Source organism: Marinomonas sp. G8-14, assembly GCF_055808935.1.
On the sequence record NZ_CM147891.1, the window covers coordinates 4360074 to 4385862 of the forward strand.

Below are 25789 nucleotides of genomic sequence, written 5' to 3' on the forward strand. Positions count from 1 at the left end.
CTGGCAATAAAATGATGAAAAATGACTGTACTATCTGAGTATTTCGTAAAAATGGCGGGCATATTACCTGCCATCACTGAGGTTGAAGTCACTTTATTGGAGGAAGGCTTTTCAAACAAGGTGTATTTGATTTATTGGCATCAGATACCTCGTTTGGTTCTTCGTATTCCAGGACTAGATGAATTTGCTTTCAATATTAATAGACAAAATGAAATGATTGTTTTGCAGAGCGCAGTGCAGGCAGGCATTTCTCCACCTGTTCTTTGGCATGACGAGCAAGGTGCATTTGCTTGCCAGTTTGTTGTTCAACCTTCCTTAAGTTGGGATGTTATACATTCCAATAGTAGTATCAAGAGAATTGCTAATGCTTTAGTGCAAGCGCATGCGCTGCCTAGAGTGAATCATCCTTTTTGTATTTATGAGCTGATAGCGCATTATCTGCAGTCGATCGAATCTTTCTTGCCTATTCGTCCTGACATTCAAGGGGAGCTGTTGTATTTACGAGGGGTGTTTGCGAACTTACCTCGCGTGGAGTCAAGTTATACTCCGGTGGTTTGTCATAATGACCTTAATCCGAAGAATGTTTTAATAGATGAGGATACTATATGGCTAATAGATTGGGAATACACTGGCATGGGTGACCCCTTATTTGATTTGGCTGTGGTGGCACGTTCCCATAACTTAACTTTTGAGCAACAGGTGTATTTGATAGAAAGCTACAATGGTTCGCTTGATAAAGAAGCCACTCTAGAGAAAATCACTCGGTACAGTTTAGCGTATTCATTACGAGAAATGACCTGGTTATTATTAAAGCATTTAACCACACCTGATGACCCTGAAGCTTGGTCGTTTTACGTGGATTTCAAAGCCATGCCGTCGCTAAATCCTTTTTTGGAAACCGTAGCAAGTGAATAACCTTTTATAGGGTAAGAGTAAAAAAATGATGTTAATTCCAAGTTGGCAAGCACGATTAGCTGACGAATTTAATAAAGACTACATGCTTGCTTTACAGCAGTTTCTTGCTTCCGAGCAAGAGCATGGCAAAGTGGTCTATCCTGCTGAAATAGAGCGTTTTACAGCATTAAACAAAACCCCATTTGAACAAGTTCGCGTGGTGATTCTTGGCCAAGATCCCTATCACGGAGAAGGTCAAGCTCATGGTTTGTCTTTTTCAGTAAAGCCCAATGTTAAAGTGCCACCTTCGTTAGTCAATATTTATAAAGAGCTTGAGATGGATTTGAGAATTCCACCCGCGCAACATGGCTTTTTGCAGCAATGGGCGGAGCAAGGTGTCTTATTGCTCAATAGTGTATTGACCGTCGAGGCAAGTAAAGCGGGTTCTCATCAAAATAAAGGTTGGGAAATATTTACCGATAAAATCATCGAGCTGATCAACAGTGAGCATCAAGGCGTCGTTTTTATGTTGTGGGGGGCTTATGCGCAGAAAAAAGGTCGTCACATTGACCGTGATATACATTGCGTGTTGGAAAGTGTGCACCCATCACCGTTGTCGGCTTATCGAGGTTTTCTAGGTTGTCAGCACTTTTCCAAGGCCAACAACTACCTAGCCTCTTTGGGGAAAAAGCCTGTCAATTGGGAATTAAAGCCGATAGTGAGTGCTCTCGGTTCTGATGAAAGCATACAGATTGGTTTGCCTTTTTAAGCTCGTGTTATAACGCCTGTTTCGTGCTATAACACCGCTCAACAATCCTGATTATTTTTTGATATCAAGTGAGTAGGGAAGTGGCAATAGTGTTAATTCTTTGCCATCCAAAAGAAGGAGGCTCTACTTCGCTTGGATCGATGTTCAAAATAATTTGCGCATAATATGTGTCTTTAATCTGAGTGACAAAGAATAGCTGACCTATGTTCTTGGCTTGCTCATCGACAATAGCTTGTGTTTGGTCTAGATTTCCGTGCCACGTCACTAATGCGAGCTGCTTCTTCGATTTGCCCTTATATTGCATACGAGCAACGATTTCTTGCCCTGTGTAGCAGCCTTTTGTGAAGCTGATGCCTCCTGTACTTTGCATGTTAAGCCACTGAGGTAAAATCGTTTCGCTCTGCTCAAGGCTAATCAGTGGGCGGGCAGTAAGTATCGCCAAGGCGGATAAGTCTTGGTGCTTTTCTTCGATGTCTGTTTTGGCTGAGGTGATCAGAAGTTGAACTTCTAATGGCTCATGGCCAATCGTCAATGTGATCGTTTCATTGTCATGAGTGGTTGCGAAAATATTGGATGCCACATTCGAGTCTGCTTCGCAGTTTTTTGCAGCTAACTTTTTGTAAACTTTAACGTTATCCTGCTCATCGACCAGCTCAGTTTTGAAAAACACTGCGTATTTCTTTAAATGTAGCAAGGTTTTTTCGACCAGATCTTTTGCCATTATCATCAGCACATCGTCGTTGTTCTGAACGATATAAAAGTTGCTGATAATGCGTCCTTTGATGCTGCATATCGCACCGTATAATCCATTTTCTGCAGACAGCTTTGTTATATCGCAGGTAGTTTGTCCTTGTAGAAGTTTTTTGGCGTCCATGCCACTCACGCGCAACACACCGATGTCGTGTTGTTTTGCGACGATATTTTTAGTCTGTAGTGTTGAATCTATTATCTCGTAAAGCGAGTCCATAACATTTTTCCATAACAAATAGGTTGCAGTTACTCTGCATGAATACCCTATGAGTAGTGATTGTTTTTTTCTTTTCAATGCTAAATGATAATGATTTTATCATTCGCTAACGCTCTGCAAATAGGTCTCGTATTTCGAGCAACTTTGGTAGCTCTTGTTGGAGCAGTGGTACTAGGTCTGGATCAAAGTGTTTTCCACTTTGCTCCGTGATGTAATTAATGGCCTCTTCAGTAGGCCAAGCTTTTTTATAAGGCCGTGCGCTGGTCAATGCATCAAATACATCAACTAAAGCAATGATACGGCCTTCTATAGGGATTTCTTCGCCAGATAAGCCATTTGGGTAACCTGTTCCATCCCATTTCTCATGGTGTGTCATGGCCACAGAATGTGCTAGCTCAATCAGATATGAGCTAGGGTTAGAAAGAATCTCACCACCTATTTGAGCATGGCCTTTCATTACTTCGTATTCCTCAGTAGTGAGCTTGCCTGGCTTTAGCAATATATTGTCTGGAATGCCTATTTTGCCAATATCGTGCATTGGGGCGGCCATCATTAAATCGTCTGCGGATTCTTCACAAAATCCGTACGCGAGCGCAATTATTTTGGCATAGCGGCTCATGCGCTGTACATGCATGCCTGTTTCATTGTCTTTGTATTCGGCGGCTCTTCCTAATCTTTGTATTAAATCTACGTGAGTCGCACGTAGTTCGTCAGCTTTGATTAGGGATAAGTGTGTTTTTACTCGGGCCAAAACAATCGCGGGTACGATAGGTTTAATAATGTAATCAACCGCGCCAATTTCGAAGCCTTTTGCTTCATCAGTGCTGTCTTTTAATGCAGTTACAAAAATGACAGGAATATGTGCCGTGGCTGAATTTTGTTTTAGGCGTTCGCAAACCTCTAAGCCTGTCATATCTGGCATCATGACATCAAGCAAGATGAGATCAACGGATTCCTTGGCAATCAATGTTAAGGCGTCAGTGCCTGATCGAGCAAAAGATAAACGATAGTCCTCTGCTTGCAGCACTTGGCGTAATACTCTTAAGTTTGTGGAGCTCATCGTCAACCAATAGTATCCGAGGAGATTGCTTGCGACCAATTCTCATAGATCAGCCTCTTGTGGTAGAGAGTTTTTTATATCAGTTAAAAGCTGCGTGGCGTAGTTAAAATCAAAGTTAGCGATTGCCTCGCTAACTTCAATTGCTTGTCTTTTCATGTGATGTGGCGCATGTCGAATGAGTAGATCTATGTTTTCGTCGTCTACTTCTCCTGAATTTGAAGAAAGCATTAAAGTATCAAGCAAAGGTTTTAGAGGCATGTTGGGGAGGTCTGAATGTATTTCTATGTGTTGGCTATCAATATTAGCATGGACCTTTTGTGTTAACTGTTTGAGTTCGTCAAAAAAACGAGTCAATAATGAGGCCAATACCTGCACGCTTTTCAAGCACTGGTCATGACTTTCTATTTGTGCTGCCCGTTCTATTGTCATCATCCAGTTAGAGATATCCAAGAGCGCAAGGTTGCCTGATGTGCCTTTTATAGCATGAGCCAATTCATTGATTTCTTTATACTTTTGCTCTTCCAAAAGTGCTGATAATCGATCGGTTAAGTGCGCATGTTGAGTGGCAAATGTTGATAATTCAGAGGCATACGTTGTTAAGTCTCCCCACAGTGAGAGACCTTTATAAAGGTGGATTTGTTTGTTTTCATCGCGAGTTTGTTGGTGGTTAAGGTTGGCTTGTTTAGCTATTTTCAAACTGGGTTCGAGTGCGTGTGCCATTTCAATTATCAGGGCTTTAATGTCGATAGGTTTGTTAGCGAACCCATCCATTCCGACTTGTCGAGCTTCTAGCCTATCTTCAACCAGTACACTGGCAGTTAGTGCAATAATAGGGGTACGACTGAGCTGCTTTTCCGCTTCGTAGCGTCGAATTTCTTCGGTAGCAGTCAACCCATCCATATTTGGCATTTGAATGTCCATCAAAATAATGTCAGGTTGTATTTTTTTGAATTGCTCAATGGCTTCTATGCCGTCTTTTGCTAAAAAAATGGTATGGCCTTGTCGCTTTAATAGTAAGGAAAGCAACGTAAGGTTTTGCTCTATATCATCGGCGAGAAGTACTTTTCTAGGAGCAAGGGTGGGGAATATGCTTGTGTCATCTCTCGAAGAAGGAATTTCTGACTCAGTGAGAGGTAGATCAAAATAGAAACAGCTACCAACACCCACTTCGCTATCGACATGAATGTCACCACCCATCAAGGTTACTAGCTGTTTGGAAATGCTGGTGCCTAGCCCTGTTCCACCAAAGCGCCTGCTCATGGAGGCGTCGGCTTGTGTGAAGGGCTCAAAAATAGTTTCTAATCTTTCTTTGGGAATGCCTATGCCTGTGTCTTTCACCAAAAAGCGTACTTGGTTTTCTTCATCTCGTTTAGATACTGTTAAGGTCACACTGCCTTTTTCGGTGAATTTTATGGCGTTTCCTAAAATATTCATTAACACTTGGCGTATGCGATCTTCTGCGCCTAGGTAAGCACAAGCAGCACGCGGCTCTACGGTAAAACTGAGTTCAAGACCTTTGCTTTTGGCTTGTAACCATAGGGTTGAGATAACCGTATCTACCATGTTTTCAAGTACAAACACCTGCATGTCCAGCTCGAGTTTATTTTTGTCAAGCTTTGCACTGTCTAGTATGTCGTTTAACAGGTGTAATAAAGAGCGGGCAGATTTGTTAATCGTTGCCAAATGTTTTTTGTTTTCATTGGAGACGTCGGCCTCTAATAAAATATCTGAAAAACCAATAATAGCGTTCATTGGGGTGCGGATTTCATGACTCATATTGGCTAAGAATGATGCTTTACTCTCAGCGGATGCCTCTGCTTTTGCCTTTGCATAACGCAACTCATTTTCCATTTTAACACGTTGTGAAATATCCAAAATAACGCCATCAATCCATTCTGGATTACCGTGTTGGTCTAGAATGACTGAACCGTTTTCTAAAACCCAAACATAATGGCCCTCTTTGTGTCTTAAACGATATTCTAATTTATAACTTTTACGCGTTTTAGTTGCTTCATTTATGGTGAAAGAAACGTATTTTACATCATCAGGATGAACGAGCTTTGCAAATGAGACTGCTTTGTTATAAAACTCACTTGTTCCCCATCCAGTCACATCGTAAATAGCCTCACTCACAAAAAGAGTTGTCCAGTGTTCGTCCATTAAACAGCGAAAAGAAGCACCAGGGATGTTCCTGATTAAAGAGCTGTATTGTTTTTCACTTTTTTTGATGGACTCTTCAAGTGATTTTCGAGCAGAAATATCAGTAATAAAACCAACAAACAATGTGTCACCGCTAGGAATATCAACTCTTCCAACTCCCAATCTAATAGGGAAAATATGTCCATTTCTATTTACTGCATGAATTTCTCTATCCGTTCCCGCTATTGCCACTTCTCCAGTATTGCGAAATGTGGCTAGAAAGTGATCGAATTCGTCAGCGTATTTTTGAGGAAATAAAGAGCCAAAATGCTGATTAATAATTTCTTCTTCTTGCCAGCCAAAAATGACAGAGGCAGCTTTGTTGAATTCGCGAATTATGCCGTGACAGTCTATAGTAATAATGCCGTCAACGGCTGTATCTAAGGTTGTTTTTAATCTAACTTCACTTGCTGTCTTTTCCAATAACAGTTGGCGATAACGTAATTGCGAAGCGATGTTAGCCGCTAGAATTGATAGTAATAAAGTGATGATTGCCACAACGAACGAAAGTTCATCATTAGAATCGTCTTGTATGTGATGCATTCCGGTTTCACCGAGGGAAATGAACCTCGCTCCTGCCATACTCGCATAATGCATACCAGAAATAGCGGCTCCCATAATGAGCGCGCTGATACAGCTGACCCATTTAGTACTCAAATTAGCCCAAACTTTTCTGATATAGTAGTGAGTCGATAAGGCAATAAAAGCGAGAGCAACAGCAATGACTAGCGATATTAAGAACCACGCTGGATCATATTTTAGTTCAACATCCATTTTCATCGCTGCCATGCCAATATAATGCATTGCGCCAATCCCACCACCGACAAGCAGACCATTAACGAGCAGTTGCCAAGTACTTAGGTCACTTTTAATTAACCGTTTCAGAGTGAAGTAAGACGCTAAAATAGCGGGTAACAGAGAGAAGGCTGTTAACAATGGATCATAAGAGATTCCATGTCCCATATTAAATGCCAGCATGCCGACAAAATGCATACTCCAAATACCGCCTGCCATGATGAAAGAACCAGAGACAAGCGCGATATTTTTGTATTTTTCTATAACAATATGTTGCGCAATGGACGCAAAATGCAGAGCGAAAAAGGACGCTACCGTTGCGAGAAAAATAGAAAGTATGACTAGCAGATAATTATATTCGCCTACCACTAGGTAAGTGTTATCTGTATGAGTGATGAAAAAATCATTTAACAACGGCATTGCATCCACTTTATGAGCTTTATATGGTTAGGGCGTTTCGAACGAACGGACTATTATTTATAGTAAATGTCTGCATGTCGATGAGATTTAGTACAAGAAAAACTAACGATTTTTATGCTCTATATGTACTAAAAGTGCCAATTTTCATAATTTTATTGACTCTTTTCCCTATTCTTTCGAGTATCAAATGTATGTATTGAATGGCGTAGCATGCCATACAAGAATAAAAACAAAACACCACTTTCGATGAAGAAGAGTAACAAAATGTATTTAGGTCTTGATCTTGGAACCTCTGGGTTAAAGGGTGTCGTTATCGACGACAAGGGTAATGTGTTGGTGCAGGAGTCCGTATCGCTCACCGTAAGTTCTCCCCATGCAACCTGGTCTGAGCAAGACCCTGAATCATGGTGGCAAGCTTGCATTGATGTCATTCAGCGATTGCAACAGCGTTTGGATGTAAGCAAATTAAAAGCCATAGGGCTATCTGGGCAAATGCATGGTGCTACGCTGCTTGATGCAGACGGTGATGTATTACGACCTTGTATTTTGTGGAACGATGGCCGGAGTCAAGCGCAGTGCGAAGCCTTGATGGCGGAATTTCCAGATTTGATTGAACGTTCTGGCAACCTTTATATGCCGGGCTTTACTGCACCTAAAATACGCTGGGTGCAAGAAAACGAAGCCCGATATATTTGCTAAGTTGGCGTATGTGCTACTCCCCAAAGATTATTTAGCGTATCGATTGACTGGGGTCATGTCGTCGGATTGTTCCGATGCCGCTGGAACACTTTGGTTAAATCCGCAAACGCGTCAATGGGATGATGTTCTATTGGGCGCGACAGGCTTGAGTCAGGACAATATGCCAAAAGTGTACGAAGGCTGTGATGTTATAGGTGCTTTGTCTGACACGATTGCTCAAGAGTTAGGACTTCCACGATTACCTGTTGTGGCCGGTGCTGGTGATAACGCGGCAGGGGCGGTCGGAATGGGAGTCACCGATTCCGGTCAAGGTTTTATTTCTCTTGGTACCTCTGGTGTGTATTTCACTGTCAGTGAGTCACATAAAGCCAATCCACAAAATACTGTGCATGCTTTTTGTCACGCCTTGCCAGATCGCTGGCATCAAATGGGCGTTACGTTGAGCGCAGCCAATTCTCTAGCTTGGTTTGCGAAGCTGGTGGATAAAACGGTAGTCGAATTACTAGATGCGCTTGAAGACAGTGATATGCAACGTACCAAGGTGTTGTTTTTACCTTACCTTAGTGGTGAGCGTACCCCTCACAATGACCCACAGGCGAATGGTCAGTTTATTGGTTTGAGCAATACGACTCGTGTGGAAGACATGACGTTAGCCATATTGGAAGGCGTCGCGTTTTCTCTTTTAGATTGTCAAAATGCCTTGAGCAGCGCAGGAAGTATGGTTGATGAACTTTCATTAATCGGTGGCGGTGCGCGCTCTGCCATGTGGCGCCAAATTATTGCCAGTGTATTAAATAAACGTCTTATTTATCGGGACGGTGGTGATGTTGGACCCGGTTTGGGGGCGGCGCGCTTGGCTCTTTTAGGAGAGCAGCAAAGCCTAGGGCTGAATATAGAGTCTTTGATCTCGCAATATTGCACAATGCCAGAGGTATTAGAAGTACACGAACCCGACGCAAGTTTGAGGTCGTATTATGGTGATAAATACGCCTTGTACCAATCTCTCTATCATGCAACTAAGGGCTTAAACGAGAGGCTGGCAACCTTGTCTATTTAGTCAAAAGAATGTGCCGCTACCATTATGGTTTTTAGCGGCACATTGATTCATTGAGGTCATTAGGATAACGGCAAGATACCGTCAATATGAATGTTGCTTTGGGTACGGAAATCTCGGGGGGTGACGCCTTTTAACTCATGAAACCGGCGATTAAAGTTGGCGACATTGTTAAAGCCCACTTGGAAGCAAATTGTCGCAATTTGCTGATCCGTTTCGGTAAGCAAGCTGCACGCACGACTGACTCGCACACGATTGACAAATTCAATAAAACGATTGCCAGTGGCCTTTTTGAAAAAACGTGAAAAATGGCTATCAGACATACCAATTAAACTCGCGACACTGGACAGTGTGATATCTTGACTGTAATTTTGTGATACATAATCCACCACGGTATTGATTTTTCGTTGTAGCAATTCGCTCGATTTTAAATCAATTTGTACCGTTGATAGTAAGCGATAATTTCGGCTTTGGGCTAGCTTTTGCAGTAGAGGAAGCGAAAGAATAAGTCGTGATAACCCACTGGAGTCGCGAACTTTTTGGAAAACATCTTTGAGATATTCAGGGTCTAAATCAAAAAATTCGATACCCGATTTGGCTCTTGCTAGCATCGGCAGAATTTCAGCAAGTTCTGGTATGATTTTCATGCCATTAGAAAAAGATTCATGATCAAAACGAATCACCATATCTCTTAATTGAATGGCTTCTTGATCATTTTGACAAAGCCAATTATGGGGAAGTCGAGGGCCAGTTAAGATGAGTTGGCCCGGAGAGTAATTGCCAATGTAGTCTCCCACAAATACTTTGCCCGAGGTGGCGACAATAAAATGTAATTCGTAGTCGTCATGGGCGTGCCAGCGAATAAGGTCACTTGGGTAACCATGTTCCAAATATCGAATCGTTTCGTTGTCTTCGACAATCTCGTATTCAGGGGTAATGCGTTTGGCGGTGTTCGGCATAATCTTCTCGCTTGAGCAGCGCTATGGGACAGATATAGGACGATCTTTCTCTTGTCTACGCTATGCTCTATATTCTTATTTTTCACAACAATGGTTCAGGCAAACAAGGGATAGAACAAAATGTCGCCCCTTATGTGCCTGAATGAGATTACAACGATTTAGACATACTTTGCCATACTTGTTTGAATGGCGTTGGCGAGCTGTGCAACAAAATCAGGGAATTCTGTTGGCAGATTGCCCCATAAATAACGGTCCGTTGTAAAAGCGTGTATACCCGCAGCATCATGGCTAAAAGCCGCAAGAGAGGCTTTGTTTGGTTCATGGTAAGGCGTACTGACTTTACCTTGATTGGAAAGGTGTATGAAGGTGAACCAGCTGGCAATGCCTTCAAGTGTTTTGTTGGGTGTACCGCCTTTGCGATAGATTCCTTCTAATGTTGGAAAGACAAAAATCGGGAATTTAGCATAGCCATCCGTGCAGATACGTTCAACAGTATCACCAATATTGGCATTGCTAAAACGTCTGGCAATAATGTCAAAGTAAGCTTCTAGATTCACCACAGAATCCCCAATCGCCGGAATGGAATCCTGCAAAATGAAGTCGCTAAAATACTGATTTAACTCAGGATCACGCATGGCCTCATCAAAATAGGTGAGACCTTTTAACGCCGCTTGATAAGTCACACAAGTATGGCCAGCGTTCAGAATGCGAATCTTCGCTTCTTCAAAGGGCACAACGTCTTTTACAAATTGTACGCCAACCAGATCAAGGGCCGGTTTTGTACCAGCAAAATTATCTTCTACCACCCATTGAATAAAATCTTCACCCATCACCGTCATCTGGTCATCGACACCAAAGCGGGCACGAACATCATCGACATGTTGTTGACTTGGCTTTGGCGTGATTCGATCCACCATAGAACATGGGAAAGATACGTTTTCCTCAACCCAATGAGCGAGTTTAGTGTCTTCTTTGGCTGCCAAAAATTGCATGAGACCCGTTTTTAGCAATTCACCATTATGGCGAAGGTTGTCGCAGCACAATAAAGTGATTTTGGCGTTGGATGTTTCGCTACGCCGTTTTAGTCCCGCATACAAAAAAGCATAAAGCGTATTGCGAGCACCCTCAACGTCGGCCTTAATCGCTGGATGTTCAAGCATCAAGCGACGTTTTTCATCAAGGTAATAGCCACCTTCTGTCACTGTTGACGTGACGAGCTGGATGTTCGCATCGGCAATTGCTGCATCGACTTTTTCAGGCGCACTTGCGCCATCAATCTGCTCGACAATTGAGCGAATATGCTCGTAATTTGTTTCGCCATCGGCGGCCATGGTTTTTAAAACATATTCCCCTTTTTGCTCAATAAAACGAGCAAAGGCTTGGCTGTCTTGTGGGCGAATATTAACCCCAATTATGCCCCATTTTTGCTGTGCGTCATGCGCCAATAATCGATCAATGTAGACGGCTTGGTGAGCACGATGGAACGCGCCTACACCTAAATGTACGATACCTGCTTGAATAGCGTCTTTCGCATAATTCTGAACAGAAAGCTGCTCCATGTTGGATGAAGCCTGCAAGAAATTACTCATATTATACTTCCTCCGGAATGACAGAAATCACACGATCGTTTTCGTTAAACAAAATGACTTCTGACATATCAATTTTGATGTTGACGACTTGGCCATCCTTCAGCGCAGTACGAGCGGGTGCTTTGATGATAATGGTTTGATCACTAGACAACTGTAGGTGTGCGTAAGCTTCAGAACCGAGATGTTCAACCAATTCAATGCGACCGGATAAGTCACCACCTTCTTGGACCAGTGTCATATGTTCAGGGCGAATGCCGACGATGGCACTTTTAGGCAGCGGTACCTTTAGACGATTCACTGGGAAAATAATCTGCTGGCCAAGCAAGTCAATCGCTAGGTTGTCTTCGTGACGGACTATTTTATTTGCTGGGATCAGGTTCATTTTAGGCGTGCCAATAAACTCAGCCACAAAGCGGCTGTTTGGCTGGCGGTAAAGTTCAAGCGGCGTACCGACTTGCTCTATTTGGCCTGCATTCAAAATAACCACTCGATCTGCCAATGTCATGGCTTCAACCTGGTCGTGGGTGACATAAATCATGGTGGTGCCAAGCTTCTTATGCAGACGAGCTAACTCCAAGCGCATTTGTACGCGAAGAGCAGCGTCGAGGTTGGACAGCGGCTCATCAAATAAGAAGACTTTTGGTTGGCGCACAATAGCGCGACCAATCGCTACCCGTTGACGCTGTCCACCGGATAGTTCTTTTGGCTTGCGTTCTAATAAGGCATCAAGTTGCAATGAAGCCGACACTGAACGTACTTTTTCTTTGATTTCAGCGTCAGATACTTTGGCGAGTCGAAGCGCAAAGGAAAGGTTGTCTGCCACCGTCATGTGTGGATAAAGCGCGTAGGATTGAAACACCATAGCAAGGTCACGTTTAGATGATGCCACCTCGGTAATGTCTCTGCCGTCTAGTTCAATGTTGCCGCCCGTGCTGGATTCAAGACCGGCAATGGTTCGTAGCAAGGTTGACTTGCCGCAGCCTGATGGGCCAACGAAGACGACGAATTCCCCCTCCGTAATAGTGAGGTTGATGCCACGCAATGCGTGGTAGCTGTCATAGTGTTTTTGCAGATCAGTGATGGTTAAGTAAGACATAAAAAAGACTTCCTAATAATTATTTTACGGCGCCGAACGTTAAGCCTTGGACCAATTGTTTTTGACAGAACCAACCGAATATAACGATTGGCGCGCAAGCTAGAGTGGATGCGGCTGATAACTTCGCCCAAAACAGACCTTCAGGGCTTGAGTAAGAGGCGATCATCGCGGTCAATGGTGCGGCATCAGATGCAGTCAAGTTGAGAGACCAAAAAGCCTCGTTCCAACACAGTACGATAGATAAAAGAGCAGTCGACGAAATGGCACCAACAGAAAGCGGCAGTACCACTTTGACCACTTCATCCCAAGGCGTGGCACCGTCCATTCGCGCGGCTTCGAGGATTTCTTTTGGTAAATCTTTGAAGTAGGAAAACAACATCCACACGATAATAGGCAAATTCATCAGAGTGAAAATGACCACTAGAGCCGTTTTAGAATCCAATAATCCATAGTCTCTGCACAGGATATAAATCGGAACGAGTACGCCAACCGCTGGTAGCATTTTTGTAGAGAGCATCCAAAGCAGAATGTCTTTCGTACGTTTTCCTGGAAAAAACGCCATTGAGTAGGCCGCAGGAATGGCAATGATCAGCGCAATAATAGTGGAACCAAAGGAAGTAACGACCGAGTTCCAAGCGTGGTGAATGTAGTCACTGCGCTCTTGAACGATTCTGAAGTTTTCCAGCGTGGGTTCAAAAAATAGTGAGGGCGGTACTGAAATAGCCTGTAATTCCGTTTTAAATGACGTGATAAACATCCAAAAAATCGGGAAAAATAGAACCAAAGCGACCGTCCATGCGAATAAGCCAGTCAGAATGGTTTTGAGTTTGCGTTGTTGATTAAGAGTCATTGTTTTTACCTCACACCGTTAGGTTTTTGCCGACGGCACGAATTAGGAAAAAGGCCACGATATTGGCAAGTATTACGGCAAACAAACCACCCGCTGAGGCGACGCCAACGTCATATTGAAGAAGCGCTTGGTTATAAATCAGATAGGCTAAGTTGGTACTGTCATAACCAGGGCCACCACCAGTAGAAACGAAGATTTCAGCAAAAACGGCCAATAAGAAAATGGTTTCTATCATCACGACCACGGCAATAGGGCGTGCAAGATGAGGAATGGTGAGGTAGCGGAAGATATGCCAACCTGTTGCTCCATCCATTTGAGCGGCTTCTTTTTGTTCAGTATCTTGCGACTGTAGGGCGGTAACAAACACCAGTATGGCAAAAGGCAGCCATTGCCAACTGACCATCATGATAATGGACGCCAAAGGATAGCTAGAGAGCCAATCGATAGGTTCAAAACCCAGTGATTCAGAAATCCATGCAAAAATGCCATACACAGGATTCATCATCATGTTTTTCCAAATAAGGGCATTGACCGTTGGCATGATAAAAAAAGGTGAAATGAGCAATACACGGACAATACCTTGACCAAAAAAAGGTTTGTCAATCAAGGCAGATAGCATCACGCCCAATACAACCGTGATGATCAACACGGACAGTAGCAGTATCAACGTATTTGAAACGGCAGGAATAAAGCCAGGATCGGTGATGAAAAACTCAAAATTCATCCAACCGACAAAGTTATTTTGGCCAGGGTACAATAAATTGTACCGTATGGTGGAAAAATAAATGGTCATGGATAAGGGGATAATCATCCAAACCAATAGCATGATGACGGATGGCGCCATTAATAAGCGAGTGATTGAGCGCTTCATGATTGTGTTTCTCTTATTATAAGCAGGGTGTTTGCTCTTTTTAGAGCGAATCAACAGTAAGAAATAGGGCTTTTAAGCCCTATTTCTTTATCAAGCTGAATGGTTAGTAATAACCGGCTTGACGCATTTGACGATCCGCTGAGATATTTGCGGATTTCAATGCTTGATCGACGGTCATAGAACCAGATAAAGCACCTGAGATCATTTGTCCCGTTGTCGTACCAATCGCTTGGAACTCAGGAATAGCAGCGAATTGAACACCAACATAAGGAGATGGTTTCAATGTGCTGTCGTTTGGATTTGCAGAATTGATCGCTTTTAACTCCGCATCAGCAAAGACAGCTGCTTCTTGGAATTTAGGATTGGCATAAGTACTGTTTCGCGTTCCTGTTGGTACCGCTGCCCAGCCATTATTTTTACCAACCAATTGGATGTATTCCTTAGAGGTAGCCCAACGAACGAATTTTTGCGCTGCTTCTGCGTTTTTCGTTGCTACTGGTATGCCAAGTGCCCATGCCCAAAGCCAGTTTGCGCCCTTCTCTGTTACCGAGTAAGGGGATTGAGCAAAGCCTACTTGGTCAGCCACTTTACTTTGCTTAGGATCAGTAACAAAAGATGCTGCGATAGTGGCGTCAATCCACATGCCGCACTTGCCTTCGTTAAATAAGGCGAGGTTCTCGTTGAAGCTATTGCTGCTGGCGCCTGGAGGACCATACTTGGTCAAAAGATCGACATAGAAGTTAACCGCATTTTTCCATTCGGCTGTTTCCAGTTGAGGCTTCCAGCTTTCATCAAACCAGCGAGCACCAAAAGAGTTTGCCATGGCTGTCATGAACGCCATGTTATCACCCCAGCCAGCTTTACCACGTAAGCAAATCCCGTAGATGCCTTTTTCTGGATTATTGACGGCAGCAGCAACATCACGAATGTGTTCCCAACTGTCTCTGTCATTGATTTCCATCCCTGCGGCTTTTACTAGGTCTTTGCGGTACATAACCATAGAGCTTTCGCCATAGAAAGGGGCTGCATACATGGTGCCTTTATAGGATAGGCCATCACGGATAGACGGAAGAATGTCTTTTTCATCATAACTTCCACTCGTATCAACAGCTTGTAACCAGCCGCGCTCGCCCCAGATAGGAGCCTCGTACATGCCGATTGTCATCACGTCATAGAGACCGCTCTTGTTAGCAATGTCTTGAGTGACGTTTTGACGTAATACACCTTCTTCTAGTGTTACCCATTTTACTTTGATATCAGGGTTTGCTTTTTCGAATTCAGGAGTGAGTTTTTGCATTTCGATCATGTGACCGTTGTTAACTGTGGCGACAGTGATCTGAGTTGCTGAGAAGGCGCTAGCTGCTGTCATAGCCGCTGCGATAGATACCGCATAGGTTAGGGTATTCTTGGTCAGGTGTTTCATAGGTTTCCCCCAGTTTGGAGTGTCTTTGTTTTTATAGTCGTACCTAATTCTTGATAATCGTTTATCAAGTGATCAATAATATAGGCTATGTAAGAATTGACCTGTTAATACATAAATCGCCAATAAATGTACTATTTTGTTTCATTTTTCACTTATTGAAAAAAATTAAGTCAATATAATATTCTTTTTGGATTGTCAGATCGTGGCTATGCCTTTGTCTAATAAGGTTTTGTATGACAAATGTCATGTTATGATCGTTAGTCGTTTCCGTTTTTTTGTATAAATGGCTATAATGGCGGCATTCTATTTCAAGGGTAATATCATGAGTGAAACCACAGATTCTATTAGTTTTAAACGCCTTAAAATGCAGTGTCGTCGTGGCATGCTGGAGCTGGATGTTCTGCTTGAGCCTTTTTTAGCGGATGTATATTTGACGTTAGAAGAGGAGGATAAACAGCGCTTTGTTAATCTTCTTGCCTGTGAAGATCAAGATCTTTTCCCATGGTTTATGCAGAGTTCCGTGGCGGAAGATCCGGATCATGCTCGTATTGTTAATATTATTTTGTCTCGTGTTCAGCCTGAAAACTACCGAGCTTAAATGCTCCTTGATCAGCATAGGGTTGTGGCTGTTTATAGCCGTAGCGTATGCTGCTTTGTTGCAGACTTATTGGATGCCTGCCTTCTGGCGGGCATTGCTTTATCTGGGAATTGGCTTGGGTGGAGTGGTGTTACTCGTTCGCAGATTTTGTCAATCTTCGCCGCAGATAGGCATCGATGAACAGGGGGCATTTCTATTGAATCAAGAGCGCTATGAAAGGTTGCTCTTTATCCGTGCAAATAGCGTTCAATTGATCGCGAAAGTGGACCAAGGGCAGGCCTTTTTGAGGCGGGTTTGGCCCAAATACCGAGTGATATATCGTGATAGTGTGACGGAGGAGGTGTATCGCCTATTGCGTTCATATGCGGCACAACAGATTTTGTTGCACCGCAGTGAAATGTATAAAAATGGTTTTCAACCAAAGGGTTAATTTTTATGAGGCGTAAGGATCGTGGGTGAGGCTCGTCGCTAATTTATTTGGGTAATCTAGCGTGAAGTGTAAACCTCGGCTTTCTTTTCGAGACATAGCTGAACGTATAATTAAATCAGCGACTACGGCTAAATTTCGCAACTCTAATAGATCGTTCGAGACCTTATAGTTCGCATAAAACTCTTGTATCTCTGACAGCAATAAGTCGACACGATGTTTAGCCCTTAACAAGCGTTTGTCCGTGCGCACTATGCCAACATAATCCCACATAAAACGTCTTAACTCTTGCCAGTTGTGGGTAATGACCACATCTTCATCTGAGTTTGTTACTTTGCTTTCATCCCAATCTGGGATGGTTATTTCGACCGTTAAAGCAATCTGTGAGGATATATGGTTGGCTGCCGAGCGGGCAAAAACAATACATTCTAATAATGAGTTGCTCGCCAGACGATTGGCACCATGTAAGCCTGTGTAAGCGGTTTCTCCAATCGCATACAAATTATCTATGTCGGTTGCACTGTGCTTGTTTACCACCACACCACCACAGGTGTAGTGTGCAGCGGGAACAACGGGGATAGGCCCTGTTGTCATATCATGACCGAACTCTAGGCAGCGTTTATAAATGGTCGGAAAGTGTTCTTTAATAAAGTCAGGGTCTTTGTGGGATATATCCAGCAAAACATGATGAATACCAAGCCGTTTCATTTCATGATCAATGGCTCTGGCCACTATATCGCGGGGCGCTAACTCTTCGCGTTTATCAAATTTAGGCATGAAGCGAGTGCCATCAGGTAATAAGAGCTTGCCGCCTTCACCGCGAACGGCCTCAGAGATCAAAAAGGTTTTGGCTTTGGCATCGTAAAGGCAGGTAGGATGAAATTGATTGAATTCCATATTGGCGACTCGACAACCCGCTCGCCAAGCCATAGCGATACCATCTCCAGAAGCTGTATCAGGGTTACTTGTGTACAGATACACTTTACTACTGCCACCACAAGCGAGCGAAATAAAGCGCCCATGAAATACTTCCACAACGTCATCGTCTAGGTTAAGAGCATAAACGCCAACCGCGCGATTTGGCCCTGAAAGCCCCAATTTTTTTGTGGTAACGATATCAATGGCAACACGGTCAGGGAAAAAATCAATGTTTGGATGATTCGTGGCGTTTTTTATCAAGGTCTTAGAGATGGCTAATCCCGTTGCATCGGCGCTATGAATAATGCGTCTATGGCTGTGACCGCCTTCTTGCGTTAAGTGATACTCTTCACTTTCACCATAACGAGTGAACGGCACACCTTGTGCGATGAGCCAGTCGATACTTTCTTTAGAGTGTTCGACGGTAAAGCGTATTGCATCAAGATCACCAAGATCCACGCCAGCGTCAATGGTATCGTTGATGTGAGAGTCAATTGTGTCTTTATCTGACAATACTGCAGCGACACCGCCTTGAGCATATAAAGTAGATCCTTCGCGTATATCTGCTTTGGTTAAAACGGCCACGCGATGTTGGTCTGCAAGCTCAAGCGCAAGAGTCAGTCCTGCAGCTCCTGCACCAATGATGACTATGTCGTGTTTATAGTGTCGGCTCATGTTATTGATCTAATTATGACTGAAAAATTAATGTTACTATTGTTGTCAGTAAATAGTGAATACTTTCTAAGGTCACATTTTGAATATTCACCATGCTTTGTCACTTAAGGTGTATTGTTATCTATTTAAATAAGCAATTTGATAATATCACATGGGAACTCGCTCAGTGGGTTGTTGTCTTCTCTTGTAATATGCAAGGGCGCAGATGAATAAGGTTTTATATGAGGTGCCTATGCCGCACGAAACGTCTTCTGATCAGGCGTTAGTTGAAAAAGTACAACAGGGTGACAAGCGGGCCTTTGATCTGCTCGTTATCAAATATCAATATAAAGTCATTGGTTTGATTGGGCGTTATGTACAAGATAGAAGCGAAGCGCTTGATGTTGCTCAAGAGAGTTTTATTAAAGCCTATCGTGCAATAGATAGTTTTCGAGGCGAGAGTGCTTTTTACACTTGGCTATATCGTATTGCTGTGAATACTGCAAAAAATTATTTGGTGAGTCGCTCTCGTCGCCCTCCAGAATCTGATGTTGAACTGGATAATGAGGAAGTATTTAGTGTGTATGAATCCTTAGCGGATATTGATACACCAGAAGCAAAATTGAACAGAGACCGCCTTGAAAAGGAGATTCATTATGCCATTCAGCAGTTGCCGGAAGAGCTACGTAGTGCGCTAACATTGCGCGAATTTGATGGTCTGAGCTATGAAGATATTTCGTTGATAATGGAGTGCCCTGTTGGGACCGTTCGGTCACGTATTTTTCGTGCTCGAGAGGCGGTAGAAAAACACATACATCCGTTAATGGATACAGGAGAATAGACATGGCAGCATTAAATGAAAACGCCTCGGAAATGCTTACCAGTTTGTCCGCTATGTTTGATGGTGAAGCATCAGAACATGATATTGAGCGTTTATTGCAAGCGGACAGCGCGGAATTAAGTCGTCAGTTAGAAAGCTTCCATTTGATACAGCAAACACTTCATAACGAGTCGGCCGTAACACTGGGACTGGCAGACAATCTGTTATTGCGAGTTCGAGAAGAGATTGATAAAGACGATTTACAAGCTAAACAGCCCAATATTTCTTTAGAGAAAAAGGTGCTGCCTTTTGTGTTACCTGAAAAGGTGAGTTCATCTCGATTTAACTGGCGCGTTATGTTGTCTGGGGTTGCCGTTGCGGCCAGTGTGAGTTTTGTGGTGGTTTTAGGCGGGAATGGATTATTAACATCAGATACGGCACACACTAATGTTGTTGCAGAGGTTCGAACGCCGTCCCCGAACATGATAGTGACGCCGCTAGCACAGTTAGATAAAGATACCTTGCAGGCAGACAATATCAGGTTGCAGCATTATCTTCGACAGCATGCAGAGCAAGCCGCAATGACAGTCGGTCAAGGAATGATACCAATGGCTAGAGTCGTCAGTTATCCCGTAAAAGAGTAATTTATGAGATTATTTTCGTTCTTACATATTTTTTTCACACTGATGTGCCTTACTATTTCCAGTGTGAGTATGGCGAGCAGCACAACGCCAGATGCGTTGCATTTGCTGAGAAGTATGTCGCAATCCTTTTCAGCGCTGAGTTACGACGGGGTATTTGTGCATTCTGAAGCCAACAATATGAATAGTATGCGTGTTCGTCATGATTTAATGGGGGGCGTAGAATATGAAAGTTTGGTGGATTTAGACGGCGATAAGATTGAAGTTTTGCGTATTGATGACAAAATCATTTCCGTTTATCCCAATGCTCTGGTTGCGAACATGCGTGCCCCGATGATACCGCCTTTTAAGCGCTTTAAAGACGTTGAAAGTGATCGGCTTATTAAGGGCTATGACATGATAGTGGGTGATCACACAAGTCGTATTGCAGGCCGTAAAGTGGTGACGATTAAGTTGGTACCAAAAGATCCATATCGTTATGGACATCAATTTTGGCTAGACGAAGAAAATCATTTTCTTTTAAAGCATGACATGATGAAAACAGACGGTGAGCTTTTGGAAAGAATTCAATTCACTTCTGTTAATTTTGCGCCAGACTTGAAAGATAAAGACTTTGCCCCAAAAGAAGGAAGTTACGCTGAACCGCTTGTTGAAAGTCAACCAAGACGAGTAAAAAATCTATGGCAATTTGATTGGTTGCCTGATGGATTCTCTCTCGTTTGGCCGGAAGCTAGATCGTTAAATCATGGCACAAGTATGTTGCTTCTATCTGATGGAATGGCAACGATTTCGATTTTTGTTGAGCCGACGATGAAAGTCAAAGATATGTCCATTTTAAGTATGGGGGCGACAATCGCGGGCGAACGTAGTATTAAGGTAAAAGATCAGTTGTATTTGTTAACCATGGTAGGAGAGGTACCAGAACTTACCATTGAGAAGTTGATGACTGTGTTTATGCCAAGGCAAGAGCAATGATTGAAGAAACGGGAAGAGTACTATCGATAGAAGAAGGTTTCGCAGAGGTGGAAACAGTTCGCACCAGTAGCTGTACTTCTTGTCGTGCTCGTCATGGCTGCGGTCATCATGCCATTGCCCAAGTATCTTCGTCAAACCGTATGCGTATGAAGGCGATTGATCCTTTAACCGTCAAGGTTGGTCAAAGTGTGGTCGTCGGCATTCCAGAAGATACATTATTGCAAGCCTCTGTTTGGATGTATTTAATACCACTGTTGGGGTTGGTCTGTGGTGCTGTTATTCCCTCTTTGTGGGGTGGGCAGTCAGAGATAGCCGTGGTGTTTGCAATTGTTGGTTTTGCTGGTGGTTTGCTCTTGGCAAGGAATAAGTCAAAACAAGAAGTGAACAACCTTGATTATTATCCCAAAATTTTGAGAATTGAGTCGTTACACGATGGTCATATCCCTTTGGTCGTGACATCGTAAGCGTCTAAAAGTCTTCACCTGGCACTGTAATGAATTTGGTACGTCTTAAGGAGACCAATCAATGAACAGATTGCTTAAACACGTTAGCATGATTGTCGTTAGTAGTTTTATGATGGCTTCAATGCTTTCTCATGCGGCTTCTTTGCCTGACTTTACCGAGTTAGTGGAAGAAGCCTCACCCGCTGTAGTGAATATCAGTACGGAACAAACTGTTACCACGCGAACGGCCAATGAAGGAGGTCAGCAATTAGGACCTAACAGTGAAGAACTTAATGAGTTCTTCAAACACTTTTTTGGGCAGCAGCCTTTTGGTCAACAAGCACCACCACAGCAGGGACAGCGTAGTTCATTGGGATCTGGTTTTATTGTGTCCCATGATGGTTATGTCTTGACCAATAATCACGTTATTGATGGTGCGGATGTAATTCATGTGCGCCTTAACGACAGACGTGAATACGTGGCCAAATTAGTGGGTACTGATCCGAGAACCGATTTAGCACTGCTCAAAATAGAAGCGGATGATCTGCCCATTGTTAAAATGGGCGATTCAGACAAGCTAAAACCTGGGCAGTGGGTATTGGCGATAGGCTCACCGTTTGGCTTTGATTACACAGTGACTGCCGGTATTGTGAGTGCAACAGGGCGCAATTTGCCTTCTGATAATTATGTCCCATTTATTCAAACGGATGTGGCGATTAACCCAGGTAACTCGGGTGGTCCTCTGTTTAACTTGGATGGTGAAGTAGTTGGTATCAACTCACAAATCTATACCCGTTCTGGTGGTTTTATGGGCGTATCCTTTGCGATACCGTCTAAAGTAGCCATGTCGGTTGTAGATCAATTGAAGAGTGATGGCAAGGTATCACGCGCTTGGCTAGGTGTGCTGATTCAGGATGTGAACAATGAGTTGGCAGAATCATTTGGTTTGGACCGGTCAAATGGTGCTCTTATTAGTCGCGTTTTACCTGACTCACCTGCGGAAAAAGCTGGCTTAAAGTCTGGGGATATTATTCTTGAGTTTAATGGTAAAAGCATCGCCCATTCAGGAGAACTACCCTACATTGTTGGACAGATGAAAGCGGGCGAGAAGGTGAATGCGAAAGTCTATCGTGATGGTAAAGAACAGACTATTTCTGTCATGTTAGAGGCTCGTCCAAATGATCCAAAAACGGTGGCCCAGTCTCAACAAGACCAGAATCGTCTTGGTATGATTGTAGGGGAAGTCCCTGCAGATATGGCCAAAAACTTTGATATCGATGGTGGCGTTGTGATTGAGCAAGTGCTCGGTGGTACAGCCGCTCGTAATGGTCTGCAACCTGGTGACGTAATTACCATGTTGAATGGTAAGCGTATTGGTAACGTCGCAGAGTTTGGTGAGATTGCCAAGGATATTCCAAGTGGTCGTTCTGTGCCAATGCGTGTTATCCGACAAGGCTATCCAATGTTTATTCCGTTTAAAATAACGGACTGATATGTGAAAGCACTCATCTTTAAAAAGCGACTCTTTAGTCGCTTTTTTTTACCTAAAACTTGAATAAAAAGATTAGACATGTAAGTATTTTTGCTCATTAAAGGCTTCTTAGAAAATTTTTATCGGGTAATGCATAACGTTGGAGGTTCATTCGTGGAGCAAACCACAGAAAAAGGTATCTGCTTTCGACTAGGGGCGGAGCGTTACGTTCATCCTTTGTCGAGTGTGAAAGAAGTACTTAGCTATCAATCTCCAGCTCCAGTGCCTGGTGCTAGTGAAGGAGTTGAAGGCATGATAGATGTTCGTGGTCATATGGTGACTGTATTATACGGCACGTATTTACTGAACATAGACCCTGCGGAATGTGAAAAAGAAGGGCATATTATTGTACTGGATTTGCCTTCGGGTTACTTTGGCATCCGAGTTGAAAGTGTTGAGCGGGTCATGGATTTACCAGAAAAAAATGATATCCAAGGGCTTGAATACAGAGAGCATAGCTGCATAAAAGGTACACTTCAGCATGCGAATGAATTGTATATTTTAGTCGAGTTCGATCTGTATTGTTCTACATTAGATTAGATGTTTGCTCACGGGCCATGGCAATTTTTACCATTAGCCCGTTCTTGTTTACCTAATGTCTTAAAGTGGTTTAGAAAATATTTTAGAGTTTCTTTGGTAGTTATAAAGTGCCTGCTTTTGCGTGGGCAGGCTGGCCAATGTTGTTTCACTAAAGCCACGTTCAATAAACCAGTGAGCGGTTCGAGTGGTTAGCAAAAAAAGTGTCGAAAGATTTTGTTGCTTGGCTGCTTGTTCTATACCTTTTAGTAGCCGCTCACCGCGGTTTGAACCACGATAGTCCGGTGATACAGCAAGGCAGGCTAATTCTCCAGCATATTCTTGTTCAAACGGATAGAGTGCTGCGCAGGCGACGATTGCACCATCGCGTTCGATAACAATAAACCTATCTATTTCGTTCTCTAATAATTCTCTTGAACGTCTCACTAAGATGCCTTTTTCTTCTAACGGCGATAGAAGGGCCATCATGCCGCCCACATCATCAATGTTAGCTGGGCGTAATTGCTCATAGCTGTCTTCGTCTATCATGGTGCCAGAGCCCTCACGAGTGAAGAGGCTCTCTTAGCAGGCCGCCATTTTCGTTGTAAGATATTAAATGTGCTCTAGGGACGCCTTGACGAACCGCTTGTACGCAAGCATCTAATGCGGCATGTGTCATGTTGGACAGTGATTGAGCTTTAAGAATGGCTTCAGCATCCTTGGTCAATAGTTCTGAATAAAGTTCGCCATCTTCTTTAAAAATCCCTTCTTCTTCCGAAAAGATAACCAGTTTATCGGCTTTAAGTTGAACGGCGGCCTGAATGGCAACATCTTCGCTTTTTAAATTAAAAACTTCGCCAGTGGGCGAAAAACCGAGATGTGGTAAAAGCACCATGTTATCGTCTTCAAGCAGACGAAAGATCGCCTCTGTATCGATTCGACGAACTTCACCAGAATGTCCATAGTCTATGCCATCAACCACGCCTAAAGGACGGGCAATAACGTAGTTGCCGCTACACACTTTTAAGCGTGCACCATCCATTGGGGTATTGGAAAGGCCCATAGAAAGTTGCGCCTCAAGTTGTACTCGTACCGCCGCCGATGCTTGGATGACATCCAGCAATTGGTCTTGTGGTGTAATGCGATAGTTGTCTTCAACTCGGCTAATAATACGCTTATTTTCTAGCGTTCTGCTGATTTGTGGACGTGCACCTTGCACCAAGACTAAGCGAATGCCTAGAGAGTCTAACAACGCAAGGTCGTGAATAATACTTGAGAAATGTGTACATTCGACGGCTTCCCCAGGAATTAGGATGACAAAGGTTTTCCCTCTGTGTGCATTGATATAAGGGGATGAATGGCGGAACCAGTCCACATATTTGAGATCTTCAGGCACGCTGTTCCTCATTTTTCTGCTCGTTTGTTTGAAGGCAAAATCGCTCAATTAGACCGCGAATTACCTCTTGCATAGGTTGTATCTGATCTAGGGCCATGAATTCGTTTGGTTGATGCGCCTGATCAATAGAGCCTGGGCCGAGTATCAAGGTTTCCATTCCAAGCTGGTTCAGGAAAGAGCCTTCCGTCGCGAAAGCGACTGTACTTGCTTGACGATTCGTTAAAGCCTCACAGGCTTTTATGATATCCGATTCAATAGGCGTATAAAAAGACGGCACATCAGCAAATAAACTACTCAACTGTATTATTGTGCCAGTTTTTTCTTCTATACGTGGCAATATTTGAGCAATTTCCGCCATTAATGCTTGGTTGCTCATGCCTGGCAGTGCTCGTAAATCAAACTCAAGCTCACAGCGACCACATATTCGATTGGGGTTATCACCGCCGTGGATACAGCCAAAGTTCATGGTTGGATAGTCGATGACAAAACTCGCATCACGATAGTTAGCTTTCAGTTTCTGGCGAAATATCATCAACTCGGACATCACGGCATGCATGGCATCTAGAGCATTATTTCCTAAAGATGGGTTAGAGGAATGTCCTGCTTGGCCAGTGACTTGAATACGCTCCATCATGATGCCTTTATGGGCATAAATGGGGGTTAATGACGTCGGCTCACCAATCAAAGCGTATCTGGCTTTAATTTTATTCTGATCAACCAACGCTCGAGCGCCAGACATAGAGCTTTCTTCGTCAGCAGTCGCCAAAATGATAAGTGGCTGTTTTACATCAGAGAGCTGCATTTGACGAACGGTGTCAAGCACGATGGCGAAAAAACCTTTCATATCACAGCTCCCAAGACCGTAGAGTTTTTGGTCTCTTTCTTCGAGCTTGAAAGGATCGGATTTCCAACGACCCTTATCGTAAGGGACAGTATCAGTATGCCCAGCCAGAACCAAACCGCCATCGCCAGTGCCTAACGTGGCTATGAGGTTGAACTTGTTCGGTTGATCTGGTAGTGGCATCACCTCACATTGAAAGCCTTGAGAGCTTAGCCAGCTTTCGAGTAATTGAATAACACCTTTATTTGACTGATCCCAGTGAGCTTGACTACAACTGATAGAAGGTGATGCAACAAGTTGTGACATCATACTAATGAGCGATGGAAGTGCGGGCATAAAGGGTATTCCTTGAATCCAAGTTATTGTCGAATATTACTACTGTAA

22 protein-coding genes and 2 pseudogenes are annotated in these 25789 nt (G+C 43.4%); 12 read left to right on the forward strand and 12 right to left on the reverse strand.

Translation table 11 applies throughout. The features are described from left to right. Positions 1 to 21 precede the first annotated feature (21 nt). Positions 22 to 915, forward strand: a complete 894-nt coding sequence (locus AC0L6V_RS22325; RefSeq protein WP_265220539.1) for a choline/ethanolamine kinase family protein — start codon at positions 22 to 24, stop codon at positions 913 to 915. 25 nt (positions 916 to 940) lie between these two features. Continuing rightward, on the forward strand, positions 941 to 1663 hold the full coding sequence (gene ung / locus AC0L6V_RS22330) for a uracil-DNA glycosylase (RefSeq protein ID WP_265220540.1): 723 nt from the start codon (positions 941 to 943) through the stop codon (positions 1661 to 1663). Between the two features lie 64 nt (positions 1664 to 1727). Here the strand turns inward: ung and ygfZ are convergent, their stop codons facing one another. From ygfZ to AC0L6V_RS22345, 3 genes are all read right to left on the reverse strand, one after another. After that, entirely contained in the window at positions 1728 to 2630 is a 903-nt protein-coding gene (gene ygfZ / locus AC0L6V_RS22335; protein ID WP_418138621.1) for a CAF17-like 4Fe-4S cluster assembly/insertion protein YgfZ, read from the reverse strand. 106 nt (positions 2631 to 2736) lie between these two features. Then, positions 2737 to 3690: an HD domain-containing phosphohydrolase gene (locus AC0L6V_RS22340; protein WP_418138622.1), complete on the reverse strand. Its 954-nt coding sequence runs from the start codon at positions 3688 to 3690 to the stop codon at positions 2737 to 2739. 42 nt (positions 3691 to 3732) lie between these two features. Continuing rightward, entirely contained in the window at positions 3733 to 7104 is a 3372-nt protein-coding gene (locus AC0L6V_RS22345; protein WP_409419108.1) for an MHYT domain-containing protein, read from the reverse strand. A gap of 264 nt (positions 7105 to 7368) precedes the next feature. Between AC0L6V_RS22345 and AC0L6V_RS22350 the strand changes: the two genes are divergently transcribed. Further along, on the forward strand, positions 7369 to 7803 hold the full coding sequence (locus tag AC0L6V_RS22350) for an FGGY family carbohydrate kinase (RefSeq protein ID WP_418138623.1): 435 nt from the start codon (positions 7369 to 7371) through the stop codon (positions 7801 to 7803). A gap of 10 nt (positions 7804 to 7813) precedes the next feature. Beyond that, positions 7814 to 8860, forward strand: a complete 1047-nt coding sequence (locus tag AC0L6V_RS22355; RefSeq protein WP_265220547.1) for an FGGY-family carbohydrate kinase — start codon at positions 7814 to 7816, stop codon at positions 8858 to 8860. A 59-nt stretch (positions 8861 to 8919) separates the two neighbouring features. On the opposite strand, the gene AC0L6V_RS22360 is transcribed toward AC0L6V_RS22355, so the two are convergent. The 6 genes from AC0L6V_RS22360 to AC0L6V_RS22385 form a co-directional block, all read right to left on the reverse strand. Beyond that, positions 8920 to 9816, reverse strand: coding sequence for a helix-turn-helix domain-containing protein (locus AC0L6V_RS22360; RefSeq protein ID WP_265220548.1), 897 nt, complete (start codon positions 9814 to 9816; stop codon positions 8920 to 8922). A gap of 158 nt (positions 9817 to 9974) precedes the next feature. Next, positions 9975 to 11405 carry a mannitol dehydrogenase family protein gene (locus tag AC0L6V_RS22365; protein ID WP_265220549.1) on the reverse strand — a complete coding sequence of 477 codons (1431 nt, stop codon included), beginning with the start codon at positions 11403 to 11405 and terminating at the stop codon, positions 9975 to 9977. 1 nt (position 11406) lies between these two features. Further along, the gene (locus AC0L6V_RS22370) at positions 11407 to 12501 is read right to left on the reverse strand and encodes an ABC transporter ATP-binding protein (RefSeq protein ID WP_418138624.1); all 1095 of its coding nucleotides are present in this window, start codon (positions 12499 to 12501) and stop codon (positions 11407 to 11409) included. A gap of 19 nt (positions 12502 to 12520) precedes the next feature. Then, complete coding sequence (locus AC0L6V_RS22375; RefSeq protein WP_409419110.1) at positions 12521 to 13351, reverse strand: carbohydrate ABC transporter permease; 831 nt, start codon at positions 13349 to 13351, stop codon at positions 12521 to 12523. A gap of 10 nt (positions 13352 to 13361) precedes the next feature. Then, the gene (locus tag AC0L6V_RS22380) at positions 13362 to 14222 is read right to left on the reverse strand and encodes a carbohydrate ABC transporter permease (protein WP_111607882.1); all 861 of its coding nucleotides are present in this window, start codon (positions 14220 to 14222) and stop codon (positions 13362 to 13364) included. Positions 14223 to 14325: 103 nt separating this feature from the next. Beyond that, entirely contained in the window at positions 14326 to 15645 is a 1320-nt protein-coding gene (locus AC0L6V_RS22385) for an ABC transporter substrate-binding protein (RefSeq protein ID WP_265220551.1), read from the reverse strand. A 322-nt stretch (positions 15646 to 15967) separates the two neighbouring features. On the opposite strand from AC0L6V_RS22385, the gene AC0L6V_RS22390 reads away from it, so the two are divergent. Next, positions 15968 to 16243, forward strand: a complete 276-nt coding sequence (locus tag AC0L6V_RS22390) for an FAD assembly factor SdhE (protein WP_265220552.1) — start codon at positions 15968 to 15970, stop codon at positions 16241 to 16243. A 22-nt stretch (positions 16244 to 16265) separates the two neighbouring features. Further along, positions 16266 to 16673, forward strand: coding sequence for a hypothetical protein (locus AC0L6V_RS22395; RefSeq protein ID WP_265220553.1), 408 nt, complete (start codon positions 16266 to 16268; stop codon positions 16671 to 16673). On the opposite strand, the pseudogene nadB reads toward AC0L6V_RS22395, so the two are convergent. Beyond that, positions 16670 to 18263: pseudogene (gene nadB, locus AC0L6V_RS22400) on the reverse strand (L-aspartate oxidase). The gene AC0L6V_RS22395 and the pseudogene nadB sit on opposite strands and share 4 nt — an antisense overlap. A 205-nt stretch (positions 18264 to 18468) precedes the next feature. On the opposite strand from nadB, the gene rpoE reads away from it, so the two are divergent. The 6 genes from rpoE (at position 18469) to AC0L6V_RS22430 (ending at position 23192) form a co-directional block, all read left to right on the forward strand. Beyond that, the gene (rpoE, locus tag AC0L6V_RS22405; protein WP_428981194.1) at positions 18469 to 19083 is read left to right on the forward strand and encodes an RNA polymerase sigma factor RpoE; all 615 of its coding nucleotides are present in this window, start codon (positions 18469 to 18471) and stop codon (positions 19081 to 19083) included. 2 nt (positions 19084 to 19085) lie between these two features. Continuing rightward, positions 19086 to 19706, forward strand: a complete 621-nt coding sequence (locus AC0L6V_RS22410) for a sigma-E factor negative regulatory protein (protein WP_265220555.1) — start codon at positions 19086 to 19088, stop codon at positions 19704 to 19706. Positions 19707 to 19709: 3 nt separating this feature from the next. Next, positions 19710 to 20678 (forward strand): MucB/RseB C-terminal domain-containing protein, encoded by a 969-nt coding sequence (locus AC0L6V_RS22415; protein WP_265220556.1) that lies wholly within the window; start codon positions 19710 to 19712, stop codon positions 20676 to 20678. After that, positions 20675 to 21142: a SoxR reducing system RseC family protein gene (locus tag AC0L6V_RS22420; protein WP_265220557.1), complete on the forward strand. Its 468-nt coding sequence runs from the start codon at positions 20675 to 20677 to the stop codon at positions 21140 to 21142. Before AC0L6V_RS22415 ends, AC0L6V_RS22420 begins: the two co-directional genes overlap by 4 nt. Positions 21143 to 21203: 61 nt before the next feature. Then, the gene (locus AC0L6V_RS22425) at positions 21204 to 22613 is read left to right on the forward strand and encodes a DegQ family serine endoprotease (RefSeq protein ID WP_265220558.1); all 1410 of its coding nucleotides are present in this window, start codon (positions 21204 to 21206) and stop codon (positions 22611 to 22613) included. A 153-nt stretch (positions 22614 to 22766) separates the two neighbouring features. Next, positions 22767 to 23192 (forward strand): chemotaxis protein CheW, encoded by a 426-nt coding sequence (locus AC0L6V_RS22430; RefSeq protein WP_265220559.1) that lies wholly within the window; start codon positions 22767 to 22769, stop codon positions 23190 to 23192. A 60-nt stretch (positions 23193 to 23252) separates the two neighbouring features. Here AC0L6V_RS22430 and argA read toward each other — a convergent pair. Then, a pseudogene (argA, locus tag AC0L6V_RS22435) lies at positions 23253 to 24576 on the reverse strand (amino-acid N-acetyltransferase). Further along, a complete protein-coding gene (gene argE, locus AC0L6V_RS22440; protein WP_265220560.1) occupies positions 24557 to 25741 on the reverse strand; it encodes an acetylornithine deacetylase in 1185 nt (394 codons plus the stop codon). The pseudogene argA and the gene argE overlap by 20 nt, the downstream one beginning before the upstream one ends. Positions 25742 to 25789: the final 48 nt, after the last annotated feature.

Coding starts and splice junctions, on each gene's coding strand:
- rpoE (WP_428981194.1), top strand. CDS start 18,469: ATGAATAAGGTTTTATATGAGGTGCCTATGCCGCACGAAACGTCTTCT.
- AC0L6V_RS22325 (WP_265220539.1), top strand. CDS start 22: ATGACTGTACTATCTGAGTATTTCGTAAAAATGGCGGGCATATTACCT.
- AC0L6V_RS22425 (WP_265220558.1), top strand. CDS start 21,204: ATGAACAGATTGCTTAAACACGTTAGCATGATTGTCGTTAGTAGTTTT.
- AC0L6V_RS22345 (WP_409419108.1), bottom strand. CDS start 7,104: ATGCCGTTGTTAAATGATTTTTTCATCACTCATACAGATAACACTTAC.
- AC0L6V_RS22390 (WP_265220552.1), top strand. CDS start 15,968: ATGAGTGAAACCACAGATTCTATTAGTTTTAAACGCCTTAAAATGCAG.
- AC0L6V_RS22385 (WP_265220551.1), bottom strand. CDS start 15,645: ATGAAACACCTGACCAAGAATACCCTAACCTATGCGGTATCTATCGCA.
- AC0L6V_RS22375 (WP_409419110.1), bottom strand. CDS start 13,351: ATGACTCTTAATCAACAACGCAAACTCAAAACCATTCTGACTGGCTTA.
- AC0L6V_RS22415 (WP_265220556.1), top strand. CDS start 19,710: ATGAGATTATTTTCGTTCTTACATATTTTTTTCACACTGATGTGCCTT.
- ygfZ (WP_418138621.1), bottom strand. CDS start 2,630: ATGGACTCGCTTTACGAGATAATAGATTCAACACTACAGACTAAAAAT.
- AC0L6V_RS22340 (WP_418138622.1), bottom strand. CDS start 3,690: ATGAGCTCCACAAACTTAAGAGTATTACGCCAAGTGCTGCAAGCAGAG.
- AC0L6V_RS22350 (WP_418138623.1), top strand. CDS start 7,369: ATGTATTTAGGTCTTGATCTTGGAACCTCTGGGTTAAAGGGTGTCGTT.
- AC0L6V_RS22370 (WP_418138624.1), bottom strand. CDS start 12,501: ATGTCTTACTTAACCATCACTGATCTGCAAAAACACTATGACAGCTAC.
- argE (WP_265220560.1), bottom strand. CDS start 25,741: ATGCCCGCACTTCCATCGCTCATTAGTATGATGTCACAACTTGTTGCA.
- AC0L6V_RS22410 (WP_265220555.1), top strand. CDS start 19,086: ATGGCAGCATTAAATGAAAACGCCTCGGAAATGCTTACCAGTTTGTCC.
- AC0L6V_RS22365 (WP_265220549.1), bottom strand. CDS start 11,405: ATGAGTAATTTCTTGCAGGCTTCATCCAACATGGAGCAGCTTTCTGTT.
- AC0L6V_RS22360 (WP_265220548.1), bottom strand. CDS start 9,816: ATGCCGAACACCGCCAAACGCATTACCCCTGAATACGAGATTGTCGAA.
- ung (WP_265220540.1), top strand. CDS start 941: ATGATGTTAATTCCAAGTTGGCAAGCACGATTAGCTGACGAATTTAAT.
- AC0L6V_RS22380 (WP_111607882.1), bottom strand. CDS start 14,222: ATGAAGCGCTCAATCACTCGCTTATTAATGGCGCCATCCGTCATCATG.
- AC0L6V_RS22420 (WP_265220557.1), top strand. CDS start 20,675: ATGATTGAAGAAACGGGAAGAGTACTATCGATAGAAGAAGGTTTCGCA.